This window comes from Lentzea pudingi (genome assembly GCF_014646255.1).
GTDB lineage: Bacteria > Actinomycetota > Actinomycetes > Mycobacteriales > Pseudonocardiaceae > Lentzea > Lentzea pudingi.
In genome coordinates, this window is record NZ_BMNC01000011.1 from 160521 (window position 1) to 176104 (window position 15584).

Here is a 15584-nt window from a genome sequence, read left to right on the forward strand (position 1 = left end):
GCGAGGAACCGGCGTTGTTACGTGTCAACGGCGCGCGAATTGTGGATCTGGCACGGTTTCAGTGATGGCCCTCCGTAGTTGATCATGTTGTGTGTTGATCACCGAGTTGCTCGGTGTCGTGTTCCCTCAGTTGCTCGATGTGCGGATCGAGAACGTGTTCACCGCTGGCAGGTCGGTGCGGATCCAGGCGAGCACTCAGGATCAGGACGTCGCGTGTCCGGCCTGCGGGTTCGTGGCGCGCCGGGTGCATAGTCGCTATGAGCGTCGGCTGTCGGACCTGATGGTCGGTGGCCGTGAGACGCTGGTTCACCTGCGGGTGCGGCGCTTGTTCTGTGGCAATCAGGACTGCTCACGTGCGACGTTCGTCGAGCAGGTTGCCGGGCTGACCACCAAGTACGGTCGGCGCAGCATCGGCTGGGTGGCGTGCTGCGCCATATCGCGCTGGCGCTCGGCGGCAGGGCCGGCGCGCGCCTGGCCGCTCACCTCGCCACCCACGTGAACCGGATGACTCTGTTACGGCTGGTGCGGGAACTGCCGAATCCACGGACCAGCGCACCGAAGGTGCTGGGCGTGGACGACTTCGCGCTACGACGCGGGCACGTGTACGGCACGGTGCTGGTCGACATTGAATCCGGGCGCCCGATCGACGTGCTCGGCGATCGCACCGCCGAGACATCCCTGGAAGTTAGGCGGCTCGCTCAGGGCGGTGCGCCCAAGCGGTGGCTTCGTCGTAGGTGGTGCGGGCAGCGAGGCAGCCGTGAAGGACCCCGACAAGACGGTTGGCGACGTGTCTCAAAGCGCGTTGTGTGGCACGCCTCGAGCACGTTGCCGGTCGTAGTACGCCCGCGCGCCTGGTGAACCGCGCAGGGCGCACATGGCCTGGTCCCAACTGGTCATCGGTCACCTCATCGGAGTGCGCGGGCGAACCTCGTCGCCCGGCGAGCGGAGGATCAGCTGGTCAGCTGCCGCATTTCTCGTAGGCGCTAGGCGGCGAACCCATGCCGCACAGGTAACGCGTGCCGTCCGGGGTTTCCAGGGTCGGCCGGCCCGCAGTCCGCAGAAATGCCAGGGTGTACAGCCCGTCCCCAACCTTCCTGATGCGAAACGAGTCCTGGTCCTTGCCTGCGTAACTGGGGATCTCCATACCGGGAGGGAGTGGAGTGCCGTCCAGGTCGGAGTACGAGAACGACTGGTAGAAGCCGATCAGGCCGTCCGCGGCGAGCACGAACCTCAGTTCGGCGGACTCCCGGCACATTGGGCCGTTGATGTCGCGGCACGGCCCAAGGTTCGAGACCACTTTCCCGGTCGAGTCGCTGCGCACCGTGACGGTTGTGCCGTGGAACCCCCACTCCCCGACGTAGTCCTCCAGACGAGCCTGCGGACCTGCTTGTGCCGGAGATGCCGCCTTCATGAATCCGCGCACGATCTGAGTCGCGGCGAGCACGTCACGAGATTCGGTCGTCCCGGCGTCCGGCCCGCCGCACGAGGTGTAACTCGGAGCATCCAAAGGGCTCGCAACGCAAGCGAACGACAGCACGGAGTCCACTCCAGCTAGAGTGCCACCGAGGTGGGGTTTCGTGTTCAGGAACCGCACGTGGAGAGTTCGGTCATCCGGTTGCCACACCATGCGTTGGCCGTTTACGTTCATCGGGACGACACCGGGCCGGGCGCTGAGGTCGCGGAATACGTCGACACCGTCCCGAACCGCGGGCATGAGGACGATACGCAAGACGTCGGCGGGCTTGGCGTTCGAGCCGGTCAACTCGCAGCCCGCTTGTCGGGGCGGTGTCGGGAGCAACGGCGCTGCGGCCACTACTGCTTCGGCTACGCCGGTCAGTCGCTTCGACGCCGCCTTGATGTCCACCGCCGCGCAGAGGCTCTCAAGTGCGACAGGTTGAGCGGACTGCTCCGCGGGCTGAATGCTCGATGACTGGCTCGAAGTCGACGCCGGTGTCGGCGCCGGGGCTGCGCTGTCAGCGTCGCCGCAGCCGGCGGTGACAGCGAGCAGAACCAGAATCAAGCCGCACATCCGAAAACCCATGGTCGTTACTCCTGATCCCGCTCAGCCGCCGAACGTCTTGGGGTCGACGGCGACGAACTTCCCGTCTCTGCCAGCGACTCCACCCGCGTAAATTGCGCGGTAGACGCTGAAGTCCGTCGTCGCAGACACGGCGAAAGGCTTGCCGTTGTAGTCGACGGACTTGACCAGTTCCGGCCGGCCACCCCCAGGGTTAAGCACCAGGTCGAAACGGAAGGTGCAGTAGCTCTTCCTGGTCGACACGTCGAGGAGCAGCGTTGCAACCTCACCCGGTACCAGCTGGATGGTCTGTGCGGCCGTCCCGGTGAAATACCCCTGTCCGTCCGGAGCGTCCAGTGCGACGGGGTAGTCGGCGTCGAGATCGAAGAACATGGCGATGCTGCCGGTGGGGCCTGCCGTCGGGGAGTACAGCAGCGTGCCCGACAACGGGTCACGACACTCCTTCACGATCCGGACGTCGGTGATGTTCAACGTCTCCCTGCTGGTGGCGCGCAACCCGATCTGCAGCTTGACAGAGTTCGGATACACGCCGTCGTGCGCGAGCGCCCAGTCTTCGTACGCCTTGCCATTCCCGTTCGTAGCGCTCAACTCCGCCATCTCGTCGGCGGATAGCGCCAACGGGTCCGGAAAAACGAAGTGATGGTGGGGCTCGCTGGCTTTCATGTAGGCGACCGACTCCACCGCGATGGGAGCCTCCGCCGTGGAAATCTGGGCGGAGGACTCCTGGGTCGACGGACTGCCGGCAGTGGTGGAGGAACGAAGAACCAATGCCACGACCACAACGACGACAATTGCCAGGATGCTCGCGCCGAGCAATGCGAAAGTGCGCCGGTCCAGGTGGCCGACATGCACCTGGTCGATGGAATCGCTTTGCACCACCGCGCCCTGGACCGAGCCGGTGGCGGAGTTGGACGTATTCGGCGAGAGTCCGTCTGGTCGTTCGGCCGTCACCGTTGCCTTATCCGCACGTTCCGCGTCGGCGTTACACGGCCGGATTCGCCCTGCCGCAAGAATCTGAGCCTCGCATCGCTTTTCCAGGCGATCAAGTAATACCGCCCCACCGCACGCGTCCGTGCAATAGAACGGAGTTGTGGATCAGTACCGCAACACGATCGGCGGCGCCGTGCGCACGGCCTGGCAGATCGGCCACACCGACACGGTGATGATCTACGCGCCGCTTCCCGTTCCCGTCAACACGGTGCCCGCGCGGTCAGAGAGGTTCGTCGGCAGACAGGACGTCCTCGCGGCGCTGGACCGAGAACTGGTTCCCGGCAGCGCTCCCTCTGTGTGCATGGTGTCCTGGGCCGCCTGGCGTCGGGAAGACCGAGCTGGCGAGCGTCGTCGGCCGAGCGTTTCCCGGTGGTGTCCTGCGCCTCGACCTCCAGGGGTACGCGCAGGAGCCGATCACTCCGGAGGCCACGCTGTCGACCATGCTGACCGCTCTGAGAGTCGGTGCCCGGCGCCTGCCGGACAACGGCGGCGGCCGCAAGGTGCCCTGCCGGGGGACAGCTCGCTGACCTCGATCCGAGCTGATTGTGCTCCACAACGGAAATTCCTCCGCTCGTCAAAGTCCTGACAACAAGCAGAGGCTGAGGGCCGAAGCCATATCACGCGGGCACCGCGCCGGCGAAGGACCTCGGATGAAGATCATCTAGGCGTCCAACTACTAGCTCGGTCAGCTCAGCACGAAGAGCAATAACAAGCTCCCGAGCACGATCCATGCTGATCTTCAGCTCGACGCGAATTGCGTCTACCGAGATCGGTCGCTTGTGCTGCGTCCAATACAGAGCATCCGCCCGGCGTGCGCGGTCAAGATCGGCAGCATTCGCATCGATCTCGACCACCTTGCGCTCGCAACCCTCTTCCCTCGCGGCGGCGGGCTCGTCCGACTGCGGACATCCAGTCTTGGACATTGCCTGCAGGAGGCCAGGCCCCACCTCTGCCCAGCCGATCAGCAGGACCGGCCCGACCGCGTCGAACGCCGCCTTGCCGTGCTCACCCGACAACAACGGGTCTGCCACGTTCAGCGCCAACGTGACCGCGCTGGCGAAGAGCGTGAACCGCCGCAACGGCCGCAGCAGTTCGACGTCCGCGCCATGCAACGCAGGTGCCTCGTCGCCAGTAGGAGACCCAAGATCGAGAGGTTAACGGCGGGAGCCACAAGCGGAGCCACCCACACCGGCACGCCAGGCCGCAGGGCGAGGTTGAGGACGTTGCCGAATCCAAAGAGGAACGTGAGCCCGACAACCGTCGCCGTGATCACCGAGACGGCCCGCTCGACGTCGCGCAGCAGGCCCGATGGCGAGCCCGAGCCGGGCCCGAGGTCCCTGGCCTGCAGTGATACGGGACGACACATCTCGTTAGGCCCAACTCCCGGATTGCGGACCTGACGTGCGGAAACGACACTCACCAACATCACCCGACACCACTGCAGGGGTCCACCCGAGGACTCTTGATCAGCGGGTCCGGGGTTCGAGTCCCTGGCGGCGTACTCCAGAGAAGCAGGTAGAGATTCGTCTCCACCTGCTTCTCTGCTTTTCACCACCTGCCGGACGTGACGATCGCCTTCAGCTGCTCGAGGGTCAGTGGCGGCTGCGGCGAGAGGAACCGGCCGCCCGGCGTGCCGATCACAGCGCCCCCGGGGTCCTCCTGGTTGCCGACGTGCAGGCGGACCATCGTCCCGTCGGGACGCTTGACGCATGCCATGTACGACACCGCGCCGGGCGCCAGCCGCGCGGTCTCGGTCGCCAGCTCGGAGCCGTCGGGCAGGGTGCTGACGACGCAGTCCACCGGGTGCGAGTTCCTGCACCACGTGCCGGGACCGCCGGAGTCGCCGCCGGGGTGGATCCTCAGGTTGAAGCTCCCGGTGATGCCCGCCGAGGTCAGGGTCCCGCCGACGAGCGCGTGGGTGGTGGCGTCCGGTTCGACTCGCTGTGGGATCACGACCATCCCCGTTTGACCTGGGTTCTTCGACGGGGCCGGGGGTCCCAGGACGTGCTCCTGGGTCACGTCGATCGTCGCGGTGTCGCCGAGCACCTCCCTGAACCGGGCGATCAGGTCTTCCGACGAGTGGGGGACCGGACTGCGCGCCGTGGTCGTGGACAGTGCGGTGGGCGGTGGACCGGCGGGAGCGCCGGGGTCTGCCGGTACCAGCCACATCGCGCCCGCGAACAGGCCCGCCACCGCGACGACGGTGGCCGCGACGGGGACCAGGCGCACGGCTCGGCGCGGCCGCACCACCGGGGCCGTGGCTGCGGCGTCGGCGCGCCTTTCCAGCTCGGCGAAGGCGTCGTGGAGGGTGCGCAGGTCGCTCATGAGGTCTCCTGGAAGTCGGGGGCGGTGGCGGTGAGGTCGATGCGCAGGACCTGGAGTGCGCGGTGGATCTGGCTGCGCACTGTCGGTTCCCGACACCCCAACTGCGTGGCGATCTCCCGGTCGGACAGGCCCGCGTAGTAGCGCAGGACCACGGCCGCGCGCTGCTTCCTGGGCAGGCCGGCGAGGCGGCTGATCATCGCGTCCCGCTCGGCCCGCTCGTCCGCGCCGTCGGGGACCGCCCTCGGCTCGACCTCGGCACGTGGGGACGTGCGGGTCAGCATCCTGCGCCAGGACAGGTACTCGTTGACGACCATCCGCCGCACGTAGGCGTTCGGCTCGTCCATTACCGAGATCCGGTCCCAGCGCTCGAACGCGCGGCCCAGCACGTCGCTCACCAGGTCCTCGGCCAGCCACGTCCGGCAGGTCAGGACCATGGCGAACCGCATCAGCGCGGGACGCTGCCTCGCCACGTACTCAGCAAACTCCACCGGCAACTCCCGATCGTCGGCTCGACCTCGATTTCGCACCCCTAATGGAGAAGTGACCCCCGACGTTGCATCCGGGACAGCAGAAAAGCAGGCCGGCTCGAAAGCCGACCTGCTTCTCCGGGTGAGCGACGGGTGTCAGCCGCGGTGCCACTTCTGGTTGGCGCCGCCGACGCAGTCCCACATGTGCAGGACGGCGTCGTTGTTCGGGTTCCACTCCGCGATGTCCACGCACTTGTTCGCCTGCGGGTTCACGAGGTCGCCCGACCCGTTCAGCACGAACTGCTGCGCCGCGTTGCCGGAGCAGGTCGCGAGCTGCACGGCCGCGCCGTTCGCCGTCGAGCCCCACGCCACATCGACGCACTTGTTGTTCTCCGTGCGCAGCGTGCCGCCGACGAACTCGAACCTCTGGTTCGTGCCGCCCGTGCAGTTCCACACGATGAGGCGCTGGCCGTCGGCGAAGTTCCAGTTCGGCACGTCGATGCACTTGCCGTGCCAGTCGCTGACGATGCTGCCCGCGGCGGGCGGCGGGGTGGAGCCGCCGGTGAACGGGGTGAGGATGATGCCGGCCGAGCGCGGGTCGCCGTCGTGCACCAGCGACTCCTGGGCCTGCACGTCGTCGAACGCGAACCCGTACGCCTTGCCGTCCACCATGTTCTGGTGCACGAGCCGCGAGTAGTGGTTGGTGATCGCGCCCTGGTAGAAGTCGGCGGGGCCGCCTCCCGGCTGGACGTCGATGCGGCCGAGCGTGGAGCGGTGCAGGGCCGCGCACAGGGTGCGGGCGATCGGGCCCACCACCTGGTCGTTCGGTGCGTGCAGTGCTCCGTCGCAGCCCCAGACGTTCGAGGTGGACGGCTTCGCGAACGACGCCACCTGCTGGCCGGCGGTGTTCGTGAAGTTCATGTTGTTGCCGGACGTGCGGCCGAAGTACTTCACGTCCGGACGGTCACCGAACGGCTGCACCGTCAGCGTCTTGCCCGTGTACGCGTTCCAGGCCTGGGTGATGTACGGGTCCAGGTAGTTGCGGTCGAAGTTGCCGACGTCGGCGGCCTTGCCCGGCGCCAGCACGCGCAGGACGGTGCCGTCCCCACGCGACATGATCGACCCGCCCCAGCCCGACTGGTTGCGGATGCCGTTGATGACGGCGTCGCGGCCACCGGACTTGAGCTCGCCGGTCTTCTTCGTGGCACCGCTCGCGCCCGTCACGGTGACCGCGTGCGGGACGGCGAACATGTCCACCTGCGAGCTGTTGAGCCACAGACCGGCGTCGTTGTAGGTGAACTCGCTCCAGTCGAACAGGATGCCGCTGTTCGGGTCGCCGCCCGCCCACGGCGCCGGTTGCACCAGGCCGTCGGGGGTCAGGAAGAACTTGAGCTTCTCGCCGAACGACATGTAGACGCGGCCGGAGATGAACCGGGGCACCCGCAGCGAGGCGGTGCCGCCGGGACCGGGGCCCGCGATCGACACGTCCGGTGCGGGCGTGGGCGGGTTGCCTCCCGGCGACCACGGCGTGAAGGCGCCCGCCTGGTTGACGTAGCCGAGGCGGCCGTTGCGGATGTCCGTGCCCAGGACGTACAGGTGCACCGCCTCGGACCGGCCGCTGTTGTTGGTCACGTTGAGAGGCAGCAGGTCGGGGCCGATCGCCTGTGCCGGCGGCAGCGCGAGGGCCGTCGACGCGGTCACCGCCAGCGCGGCGAGCGCGCTCCACCACTTTGTTCGAGTGCGCATGGGACTCCTTGTGCAGGGGTGCTCCGCGAGCAGGCCTCCGACCGGCTTCAGGGCGGTCGGTGGCCTCCGTTCCGAGAACTGGTCCAGACCGGTTATGAGAGCGCTTCCATGGTTGTTCGCAGGTGTCCGCCCTGTCAATACCGAACCGGAACAAAACGAAGAAGCAGGCCGAGACGAATCTCGGCCTGCTCCGTGTCTGTCCACAATGGAATCGGGCGAAAACCGGACCGATCGGGCCCGAACGTCAGCGGCGCGCCGCCCACCACCGCCGGCCCGCCTCGGGCAGCGAGGAAATCGGGTCGTAGTAAGGGAAGTGCTGGTCCTGGTCCGGTGACTCGGTGTCCAGCAGGGTCCGGTAGTTCTTGGTCCAGCTGGAAATACCGCGTTCCCGGTCGTAGGCGACGGCCTGGTCGACCCAGCGCTTCCCCACGTACGGCACGTCGCACACGATCCGCGGCGTCGCGTAACCGGGCAGGTAACCCATGATCGCGTGCTGCAGGTCCTGCGCCTCCGCCACCGACACCCGCCAGTGCTCGGCGGCGGGGATCATGTCGCACATGTAGAAGTAGTACGGCAGGATGCCCGCCTCGCCCTGCAACGCGAAGCAGAGGTCCAGCAGGTCTTCGGCCGTGGCGTTGACACCGCGCATCAGCACGCCCTGGTTGCGCACGTCGCGCACACCGGCGTCGAGCATCGCCCTGGTCGCCTCGGCCACCAGCGGCGTCACCGACTGCACGTGGTTGACGTGGGTGTGGACGGCGAGGTTGACGCCCCGGCGGGCAGCGGCCTGGGCGACCTTCGCCATGCCCTCGACGACGGCCGGTTGCAACCAGTGCTGCGGCAGGCCGGCCAGCGCCTTCGAGGCCAGCCGGATGTCGCGCACGGAGGAGATCGCCAGCAGCCGCATCAGGAACGCTTCCAGCTGGCGCCACGGCACGTTCGCCACGTCGCCGCCGGAGACCACGACGTCACGGACGCCGGGCGTGCGTTGCAGGTAGTCGAGCATGGCGTCCTGGCGGTCGACCGGCTTGAGCAGCAGGCGTTGTTTGTCCACCTGCGGGGTCGAGGTGCCGACGAGGTCCATGCGGGTGCAGTGCCCGCAGTACTGCGGGCAGGTCGACACCAGTTCGGCGAGGACCTTGGTCGGGTAGCGGTGGGTCAGGCCTTCGACGACCCACATCTCCGCCTCGTGCAACGAGTCCCGGCTCGAGTGCGGGTGCGAGGGCCACACCGGGTCGCGGTCGGACGCGACCGGGAGCATGTAGCGGCGGATCGGGTCGGCCAGGAACGCCTCCGTGAAGCCGGAGGTCACCGAAGGCGCCATCGTGTTGAGCATCTGCGGTGGCAGCAGCATCGACATGGTCGCGAACTTCGCCTGGTCCTCGGCGAGGTCGTCGTAGAACGCCTCGGACAGCAGGCCACCGGCCAGCGCGTGCAGCTGCCGGGCGTTCTTCACGCAGTGCGCGCGTTGCCACTGGGGGTCGCGCCACTGCTCCTCGGTGACGTCGGCCCAGCCCGGGAAACGGCGCCAGTCCGGCTCCACCAGTTCCCTGCGCGAGTACTCGTAGGGCTGCTCCAGCGCACCCCGCACCACCGCCGTCGTCACACCGACACCCCCAGGAAGCCAGGCCGGACCACCGAGTCACCCGAACCATCCACACGGGACAGTCCGTCGAGGACGGACCGGTACGCCGCGCTGTGCGTCGAGAGCAAGCGGCCCAACGGTTGCGGCACCGCGCGCACCGCGGGCAGCACCGCCTCGACCCGCTCCACCCACGACGCCCGCACGGCAGGATCGGCGTGATCCACCGTGCCGACCTCGCCGCGGCACGACGGCGAACCGCAGACGCAGTCCATCGACCACGACTCCGGATCACCGTTGAACGTGCCGTAGTCGCACGTCACCTCGGCGCCCGCCGGGATGTCCACGACCGCGACGCCGAAGTCCAGGCCGAAGTCCAGGACCGACGGCGTGCACGAGTGGTTCATCAGATACGCACCCGCGCACGGCACCAGCATCCGGGCGTCGGAGAGCAGGTGACCCCAGGTGTCGAGCCGGTCCACGACGTCCGGGGGCAGCAGGCCGAGCTGGTCCGGCGTGTAGGTCGGGCACTGCGGGCAGGGGAACCACACCACGGTGCCCGCCGGAACGGGGGCGGTGGCCCGGAGGCCGAGGCCGTGGGTGGTGCCCCCGTCCGGCGCGACGGAACCGAGCAGCATCAGGTCAGGTCCAGCACGTCGACCAGGCGCTTCTCCAGCGTCGCGACCTCGTCGTGGTCGCGGCCCAGCACCAGGAACCGCCACTTGCGGTCCAGCCGCCGGGTGTCCGCGGTCAGGATCACGCCCACGCCGTCCGCGTAGGCGATGCCCGCCTCGCGCAACGCCTCCGCGGCTTCGGTGAACGACAGGTCGCTCTGCCCGACCCGGCCGTCCGCGAGCCAGGTGACCTGCTCGTCCCCGTGCAGCCGGCGGATCAGGAACTCCAGGTACGTCGTGCCCGTGCGGCGGACGTTCGTCTCCGTCACGTACAGCTCGTCGCCCGCGGTGATCGCGTCCAGGTCGAACGGTCCCCGGTAGCCGGCCTCGTGCAGCTTCCGGCCCCACGTCAGACCGTGTTCGCCGAGCGCGTCCAGGTGCGCGCCCCACTCGCGGGGCGGCGTGAGCTGGCCGCTGAAGCTGCCGTTCGGGGTGATCATCTGGCCGGTGTGCACCAGCTCCGGACCGTCGGCGTGCGACCACATCTCGACCGTCAGGATCGACTGGACCTGCATGAACTCCTCGACGAGCCACCCGTCGGGCTGCGCGGTGAGACCCGCCAGGTGGGCGTCCAGAGCGACAGCCGCGTCCTGGTCCGCTTCGAGGAACAGCAGGGCGAACCCGTTGGAGCTGCGGTTCAGCTTGACCACCGCGCCCTTGCCCCGGCTCTGCAGGTCCGCCACGGCGGCGTCGAGCGACGCGCGGTCCGGGCAGAACGTGCCGGGGACGACCGGGATGCCCAGCTCCACGGCCAGGTCGCGGAAGCCCGACTTGGTGTTGAGCCGGTACGCGGTCTCCACGGCGGACTCGGTCACCTCGTCGTAGCCCTCGAGCGGCACGCCCAGCTCGGCGAACAGCTCGAGCGTCGGCCGGTCGAACGCGAACGGCAGCACCTGGACGCCGGGCCGTGCCGCCAGTGCGTCGCGCAACCGGTCGACGAGACCGAGCTCGCGGATCCGGGTGGCGAGAGGCCGTAGCGGTCCCGAGTCGACGGTGATCACCTCGACGTCACCGACGTTCATGCCCAGCAGTTCGTGGGCGTACTCCCAGAACCCGGCGGGCGGCTCCGACGGCAGCACCATCAGGTCGCCGGGCTCGGCCAGCCAGATCTTGCGCGGCGCGACCTCGACCAGCGCGCGGGCGTGGCGCTCGTCGGGCACCGCCACCATCAGCTCGTTGACGAAGTTGCCGAAGATGCAGCGCGGCTGCCTAGCCATCGTGGCGCTCCCCTGTCTTCGTCGCCCCGAACACGGCGTGGCCCGCGCGCGCCCAGTAGACGTCCACGTCGGTGAAACCGATCTCCTGCAACCAGTTCAGCTGGTCGCGCAGCGGGGACGGCTTGTCGAGGTCGTCCGGGTACTGCAGCCAGCTCCACTCGTTCTCGTGGAACGCCTTGTACGGCTCGTCGCCGAGGCCCGAGGCGAGGGCGTTGTCGCGCACCCACTCGTCCCACTCGCGGCGGGCCAGCTCGGTCGCGCGGGCACCGACCGGTTCGATCAGGTCGGCGATCACGAACGCTCCGCCAGGCGCCAGCATGCTGTGCACGTCGGTGTAGAGCTGCTTCTTCTGCGGGCCGTCGAGGTGGTGGATCGCGAGCGACGACACCACCGCGGCCGGGGCCTCGGCACGGGCGCGCCAGTCCGCGGAGGGCAGGTCGAACTCCTCCGCGGTGAACCGGTCGCCGTAGGCCGACAGCACCTCGCGGGACTCGGCGAGCATCGCCGCGCTGGCGTCGAGACCGACGACGCGGGCCTGCTCGTGGTCGGCCAGCAGCCGCCCGCACAGCGCGCCGGGGCCGCTGCACAGGTCCAGCACCTGCCCGGAGCCGACCGGGCCGATCATCGTGCTGATCAGTTCCTGTTGCTTCTCGCGCTCGGGAACGAAGAAGTCCGCGAATCGGATGAACGACGCGGAGTCCGCCTCGCTCCACACGCCGGTGGTCATACCTGTTCAGCCCTCTCGCCGATTGCGTTCAGGAACTCGTCGAGCGCGGCACCGATGGCCGGCACCGCCTCGACGTGGCACATGTGTCCCGCACCGGGCAGGACGGCCGACGGCACGCCCAGCTCGGTCAGGTGGGTGGGGCCGGCCCAGGCGTCGAGATCGCCCGCGACGGCCAGTGCGGGCACGCCCGCGGCGGCGACGTCGGCCGCCACCGTGTCCAGCTTCGGGAAGACGTGGTCGTTGAAGTACCGCAGCGCGTCGAGGTTCGCGGGCTGCGCGGCGATCCGCTCGCACCACGAACGCGTCTCGTCGGTCAGCGGACCGAGCCACAACGGGGCGACGTCGGCGATGTGCCTGCCCAGTTCGGCTTCGTCCGGGTAGACGTCACCCTGCGCGGCCAACGCGGCCAGCGCCCGTGCGCAGTCCGGTTCGCCGGCACGGGTGATGTGCAATGCCTCCGCCTCGGCTTCCGCACGCTCACCTCCGTACGCGGGAGTCGCGAGCAGCACGAGCGCGCGCACCAGGTCGGGCCTGCGAGCGGCGGCACGGGCCACGACGACGCCTCCGTGCGAGTGTCCGAGGAGCACGGGCGGCTCGGCGCGGCCGCTGAGCCACGTGATCAGGTCGTCGGCGTACTCGTCGGGCGAGTACGCGTCCGGGTTCGCCGGACGCGCGGTGCCGCCGGTGCCGCGCGGGTGCAGGATCGTGAGCCGGTAGCGGTCGGCCAGATCGAGCAACGGGTCCACGTACGCGGGGTCCATGCCGGGCCCGCCGGGGTGCACGACGAGGTCCGGGCCCGTGCCACGCACCGTCGTCGCGAGCGCCGGGCTCATCGGCCGGCCTTCGGGATGAGCACGGTCGCCATCACGGCGCCGACCGCGGCGCAGACCGCGGCGACCCAGAACGCGACCGCGACCGACTGGCTCGCCAGCACGCCGCCGAGCGCGGTGCCGATCGGGAAGCCGATGAGGTTGACGCTGATCGACACGGTCATGACCCTGCCGAGCCACTGCGGTTCGGTGCGGCGCTGGCGCAGCGACAGCACGCCGACGTTGAGTCCGCCCTCGACCAGGCCGAACAACGCCATGCCGACGCCGAGGGTGATCACCGAGGCGATCGCGTTGATCGGCAGCACGGCGGCGGACGCGATCAGCGTGACGATGATGGTGATCCGCTCGGTGTTCGCGTTCATGACCTTGCCCGCGACCAGGGCACCGGCCGCGCCGCAGACACCGGTGATGCTCCAGATCAGGCCGGCCCACTGCTCGGTCGCGCCGTCGCCGCCGATCCGCTGCGCCACGGCGACGGGCACGGCGACCACGAGGATGCCGAACGCGATCTGGTAGGTCGAGTACGCGCCCGCCAGCCCGCGCAGGGTGGCGTTGCGCATCAGGTAGACGATGCCGTCCCACGCCTCGCGCACCAGGTGCTTGCGCGGCTCGCGTTCGGGCTCGGTGAACGGGCCGCGCACGGCGAGCAGGCTCAGCGCCGCCAGCACGAAGATCACCGCGACGACCGCGAGCGCCGGGTCGGCGCCGACCAGCGCGATCAGGGCACCGGCGGCCAGCGGGCCGGTCACCTCGATGGCCGAGTACGTGCTGAGGTCGAGCGCGTTCGCCTTGGCGTAGGCGTGCGGCGGCACGATCATCGGGAACAGCGTGCGCACCCCGCCCGCGCTGAGCGGGCTGGTCAGCGAGAACACGCCCAGCGCGCCGAGCAGCAGCGGCGCGGTCAGCCAGTCGCCCACCGACGCCACCACGATCAGGCCGATGAGGACACCGCTGACGAGCATGTCGAGGATGACGGCCCGGCGCGCGCCGACCCGGTCGAGCAGGGCCCCGGCCACCGGGCTGATCAGGAAACCGGGCAGGGTCAGGAAGAACCCGCTCAGGCCGGCCAGCACCGGCGAGTCGAAGCGGACGAGCACCGACAGCACGACGGTGAACAGCGTCATCTCCGACGCCAGCCGCGACAGCGACGCCGACAGCAGCAGCGGCGCCACGTTGCGGGTGGTCAGGACCTGCCAGTACCCGACCTGGGTGGTCTGGTCGCCGGTGTCCTGGGTGGTCTGGGTCATCGTGCTGCGGCCTCCGCGGGTTCCCGGTACGGGAACGCGGCCTGCCAACCGCGGTCCTCGTACCACGCCTTGTCGAACCCGCGGATCGGCGCGACTGGGACGTCACCGGTGTCCAGGCACTCGGCGAGGGCTCGCCAGAAGGCGTCGACCAGCGAGGTGTGACGCACGGCGTCGGTCAGTTCACCCAGAGTGTAGGGCGGGCCCTGCATGCGAACGAGGCGGATGTCGTAACAGCCCCGGAAGCCGTGGCCGAACACGGTGAACGGCTCGCGCCACACCTGCGCGCCGGGTGCGCGGATCGTGTAGCGGACCGCGGAGGCGACGTGGCCGCCGTGGATGTGGTCGGCGTGCTCGGCGATGTCGGGGACCTGCGGCGGGAAGAAGTAGTGCCGGTTCTCCGGGATGTCCGCGCGGTCGAACTCGCCGGGGATGAAGTGCCAGCGGTTGTACTGCATGCGCTGCGCCGACCGCCAGAGGATCGGCACGTCCTCGTCGCCGACGTGCGCCATCCGCGTCGGGTGCGGCAGGCAGCAACAGAAGAAGTCGGCCTTGCGCAGGGCCAGCACGCCCTCGGGGCCACCGGCCTCGGCGCCGCGCAACGACGCCAGGTCGCGCACCGAGCTGCTCATGCCGTAGTCGGAGTCGGTGACCTGCACGGCCGAGGACACGATCGTGGCCAGCAGTTCGCCGAGCACACCGATGTCGTCGCCCGGCGGGTTCCCGGCGTCCCGCTCCGCCGCGGCACGGGTCATCGCGCGCAGGTCGGCGCGGACGTCTCCGGTGGCGGTGAGGTCGAGGCGTTCGCGCCCGAAGGCCGCGACTAGCCCGGGCATCTCCGCGGGGTCGCGGGGCAGCGGGAAGTCGGCCAGGTACTCGCTCTTGGCGAGGGTCAGGCCGCTGATCCGGCGGTAGCGCATGTGATCGGTCCGGTCGGCTTCCGGCATCAGCTCGCGGATGCGGCCGGCGAGCTCGAGCAACGGCAGCCCGTGCAGGTCGATCGGGTCGCGGCCCAGCGCGTGGCAATACGCAGCGTAGCGATTGGTGAGGAACTCACGCAGCCCGACGGCACTGAGTTGCTTCCCGTTGAACTCCTCGAAGCGGACCGACCGCCCGCTGAGGAAAAGGCAGTGCGCGGCGACCACGAACAGGCAGTCGCTTTCGCGCCACTGTTCACGCGGGGTCCGGCGGAGCTTCCCCACCAGGTCATCGCGGGTGAGCGTGTTCGATCCCGCGTCGGATTTCGAGAAAACATCGCGTCCGATGAAGATGTAAATGCTTTCCACTCGCTCGACGATGTCCTGGATGACCGCGAGTCGTTTGTCGAGCTCGCCGGACTGCTCCCACCGACCGAGCAGCTCGTGTATACCACGCATTTCCGCGCGTTCCCGCACGGCGGCGGCGGCAGTTTCCTCGTTCACCATTTCCAGGACCGACCGCGGCACGTCCAGCCAGCCGATGGTGCGTTCGTCCGACTGCTCGGGTGCGGCGCCCGGCGCCCAGAACGACACGCCCGACAGCGGGGCGGTCGTGATCTTGACTATCACCCTGGAGGACCCCTGAACTGCAGGGTAAGTGGCATGCGCGATCACATCAGGGTGCCCGAGCGCGTGCTGGGTCAGCAGCGCCTCCCACGTCGTGAGGCGTTGGAGCGCCAACCGGAAGGAGATCCTGCCCGCAGCTGTGAATTCAGCCAATAAAAGGGAAGAAGTGTCCGAAAGTTCAGACTCGACAAATTGCATGC

The 15584-nt window shown here is 69.0% G+C and carries 14 protein-coding genes and 1 pseudogene; 1 reads left to right on the forward strand and 14 read right to left on the reverse strand.

What is annotated here, in order from left to right:
* The first annotated feature begins 94 nt into the window (after positions 1-94).
* A complete protein-coding gene (locus IEY88_RS31160; protein WP_189158458.1) occupies positions 95-499 on the forward strand; it encodes a transposase family protein in 405 nt (134 codons plus the stop codon).
* 186 nt (positions 500-685) lie between these two features.
* Here the strand turns inward: IEY88_RS31160 and IEY88_RS44520 are convergent.
* The 14 genes and pseudogenes from IEY88_RS44520 to IEY88_RS31230 form a co-directional block, all read right to left on the reverse strand.
* Positions 686-879, reverse strand: a pseudogene (locus IEY88_RS44520) (IS110 family transposase); the annotation flags it as partial.
* Between the two features lie 79 nt (positions 880-958).
* Positions 959-2020: a hypothetical protein gene (locus IEY88_RS31170; protein WP_189158460.1), complete on the reverse strand. Its 1062-nt coding sequence runs from the start codon at positions 2018-2020 to the stop codon at positions 959-961.
* Between the two features lie 42 nt (positions 2021-2062).
* On the reverse strand, positions 2063-2989 hold the full coding sequence (locus IEY88_RS31175; RefSeq protein WP_189158461.1) for a hypothetical protein: 927 nt from the start codon (positions 2987-2989) through the stop codon (positions 2063-2065).
* Between the two features lie 656 nt (positions 2990-3645).
* Positions 3646-4140: a hypothetical protein gene (locus IEY88_RS31180; protein WP_189158462.1), complete on the reverse strand. Its 495-nt coding sequence runs from the start codon at positions 4138-4140 to the stop codon at positions 3646-3648.
* A gap of 436 nt (positions 4141-4576) precedes the next feature.
* On the reverse strand, positions 4577-5353 hold the full coding sequence (locus IEY88_RS31185; RefSeq protein ID WP_189158463.1) for a hypothetical protein: 777 nt from the start codon (positions 5351-5353) through the stop codon (positions 4577-4579).
* Positions 5350-5847: a SigE family RNA polymerase sigma factor gene (locus IEY88_RS31190; protein WP_189158464.1), complete on the reverse strand. Its 498-nt coding sequence runs from the start codon at positions 5845-5847 to the stop codon at positions 5350-5352. Before IEY88_RS31190 ends, IEY88_RS31185 begins: the two co-directional genes overlap by 4 nt.
* A gap of 129 nt (positions 5848-5976) precedes the next feature.
* Positions 5977-7566, reverse strand: a complete 1590-nt coding sequence (locus tag IEY88_RS31195) for a glycoside hydrolase family 64 protein (RefSeq protein ID WP_189158465.1) — start codon at positions 7564-7566, stop codon at positions 5977-5979.
* Between the two features lie 244 nt (positions 7567-7810).
* Entirely contained in the window at positions 7811-9172 is a 1362-nt protein-coding gene (locus IEY88_RS31200) for a KamA family radical SAM protein (RefSeq protein WP_189158466.1), read from the reverse strand.
* Positions 9169-9786: an SET domain-containing protein-lysine N-methyltransferase gene (locus IEY88_RS31205; RefSeq protein WP_189158467.1), complete on the reverse strand. Its 618-nt coding sequence runs from the start codon at positions 9784-9786 to the stop codon at positions 9169-9171. The genes IEY88_RS31200 and IEY88_RS31205 overlap by 4 nt, the downstream gene beginning before the upstream one ends.
* Positions 9786-11039: a preATP grasp domain-containing protein gene (locus IEY88_RS31210; protein WP_189158468.1), complete on the reverse strand. Its 1254-nt coding sequence runs from the start codon at positions 11037-11039 to the stop codon at positions 9786-9788. Before IEY88_RS31210 ends, IEY88_RS31205 begins: the two co-directional genes overlap by 1 nt.
* Positions 11032-11766, reverse strand: a complete 735-nt coding sequence (locus tag IEY88_RS31215) for a class I SAM-dependent methyltransferase (RefSeq protein ID WP_189158469.1) — start codon at positions 11764-11766, stop codon at positions 11032-11034. Before IEY88_RS31215 ends, IEY88_RS31210 begins: the two co-directional genes overlap by 8 nt.
* Positions 11763-12599 (reverse strand): alpha/beta fold hydrolase, encoded by an 837-nt coding sequence (locus tag IEY88_RS31220; RefSeq protein WP_189158470.1) that lies wholly within the window; start codon positions 12597-12599, stop codon positions 11763-11765. Before IEY88_RS31220 ends, IEY88_RS31215 begins: the two co-directional genes overlap by 4 nt.
* The gene (locus IEY88_RS31225) at positions 12596-13843 is read right to left on the reverse strand and encodes an MFS transporter (RefSeq protein WP_189158471.1); all 1248 of its coding nucleotides are present in this window, start codon (positions 13841-13843) and stop codon (positions 12596-12598) included. Before IEY88_RS31225 ends, IEY88_RS31220 begins: the two co-directional genes overlap by 4 nt.
* The gene (locus tag IEY88_RS31230; protein ID WP_189158472.1) at positions 13840-15387 is read right to left on the reverse strand and encodes a hypothetical protein; all 1548 of its coding nucleotides are present in this window, start codon (positions 15385-15387) and stop codon (positions 13840-13842) included. The genes IEY88_RS31225 and IEY88_RS31230 overlap by 4 nt, the downstream gene beginning before the upstream one ends.
* Positions 15388-15584 lie beyond the last annotated feature (197 nt).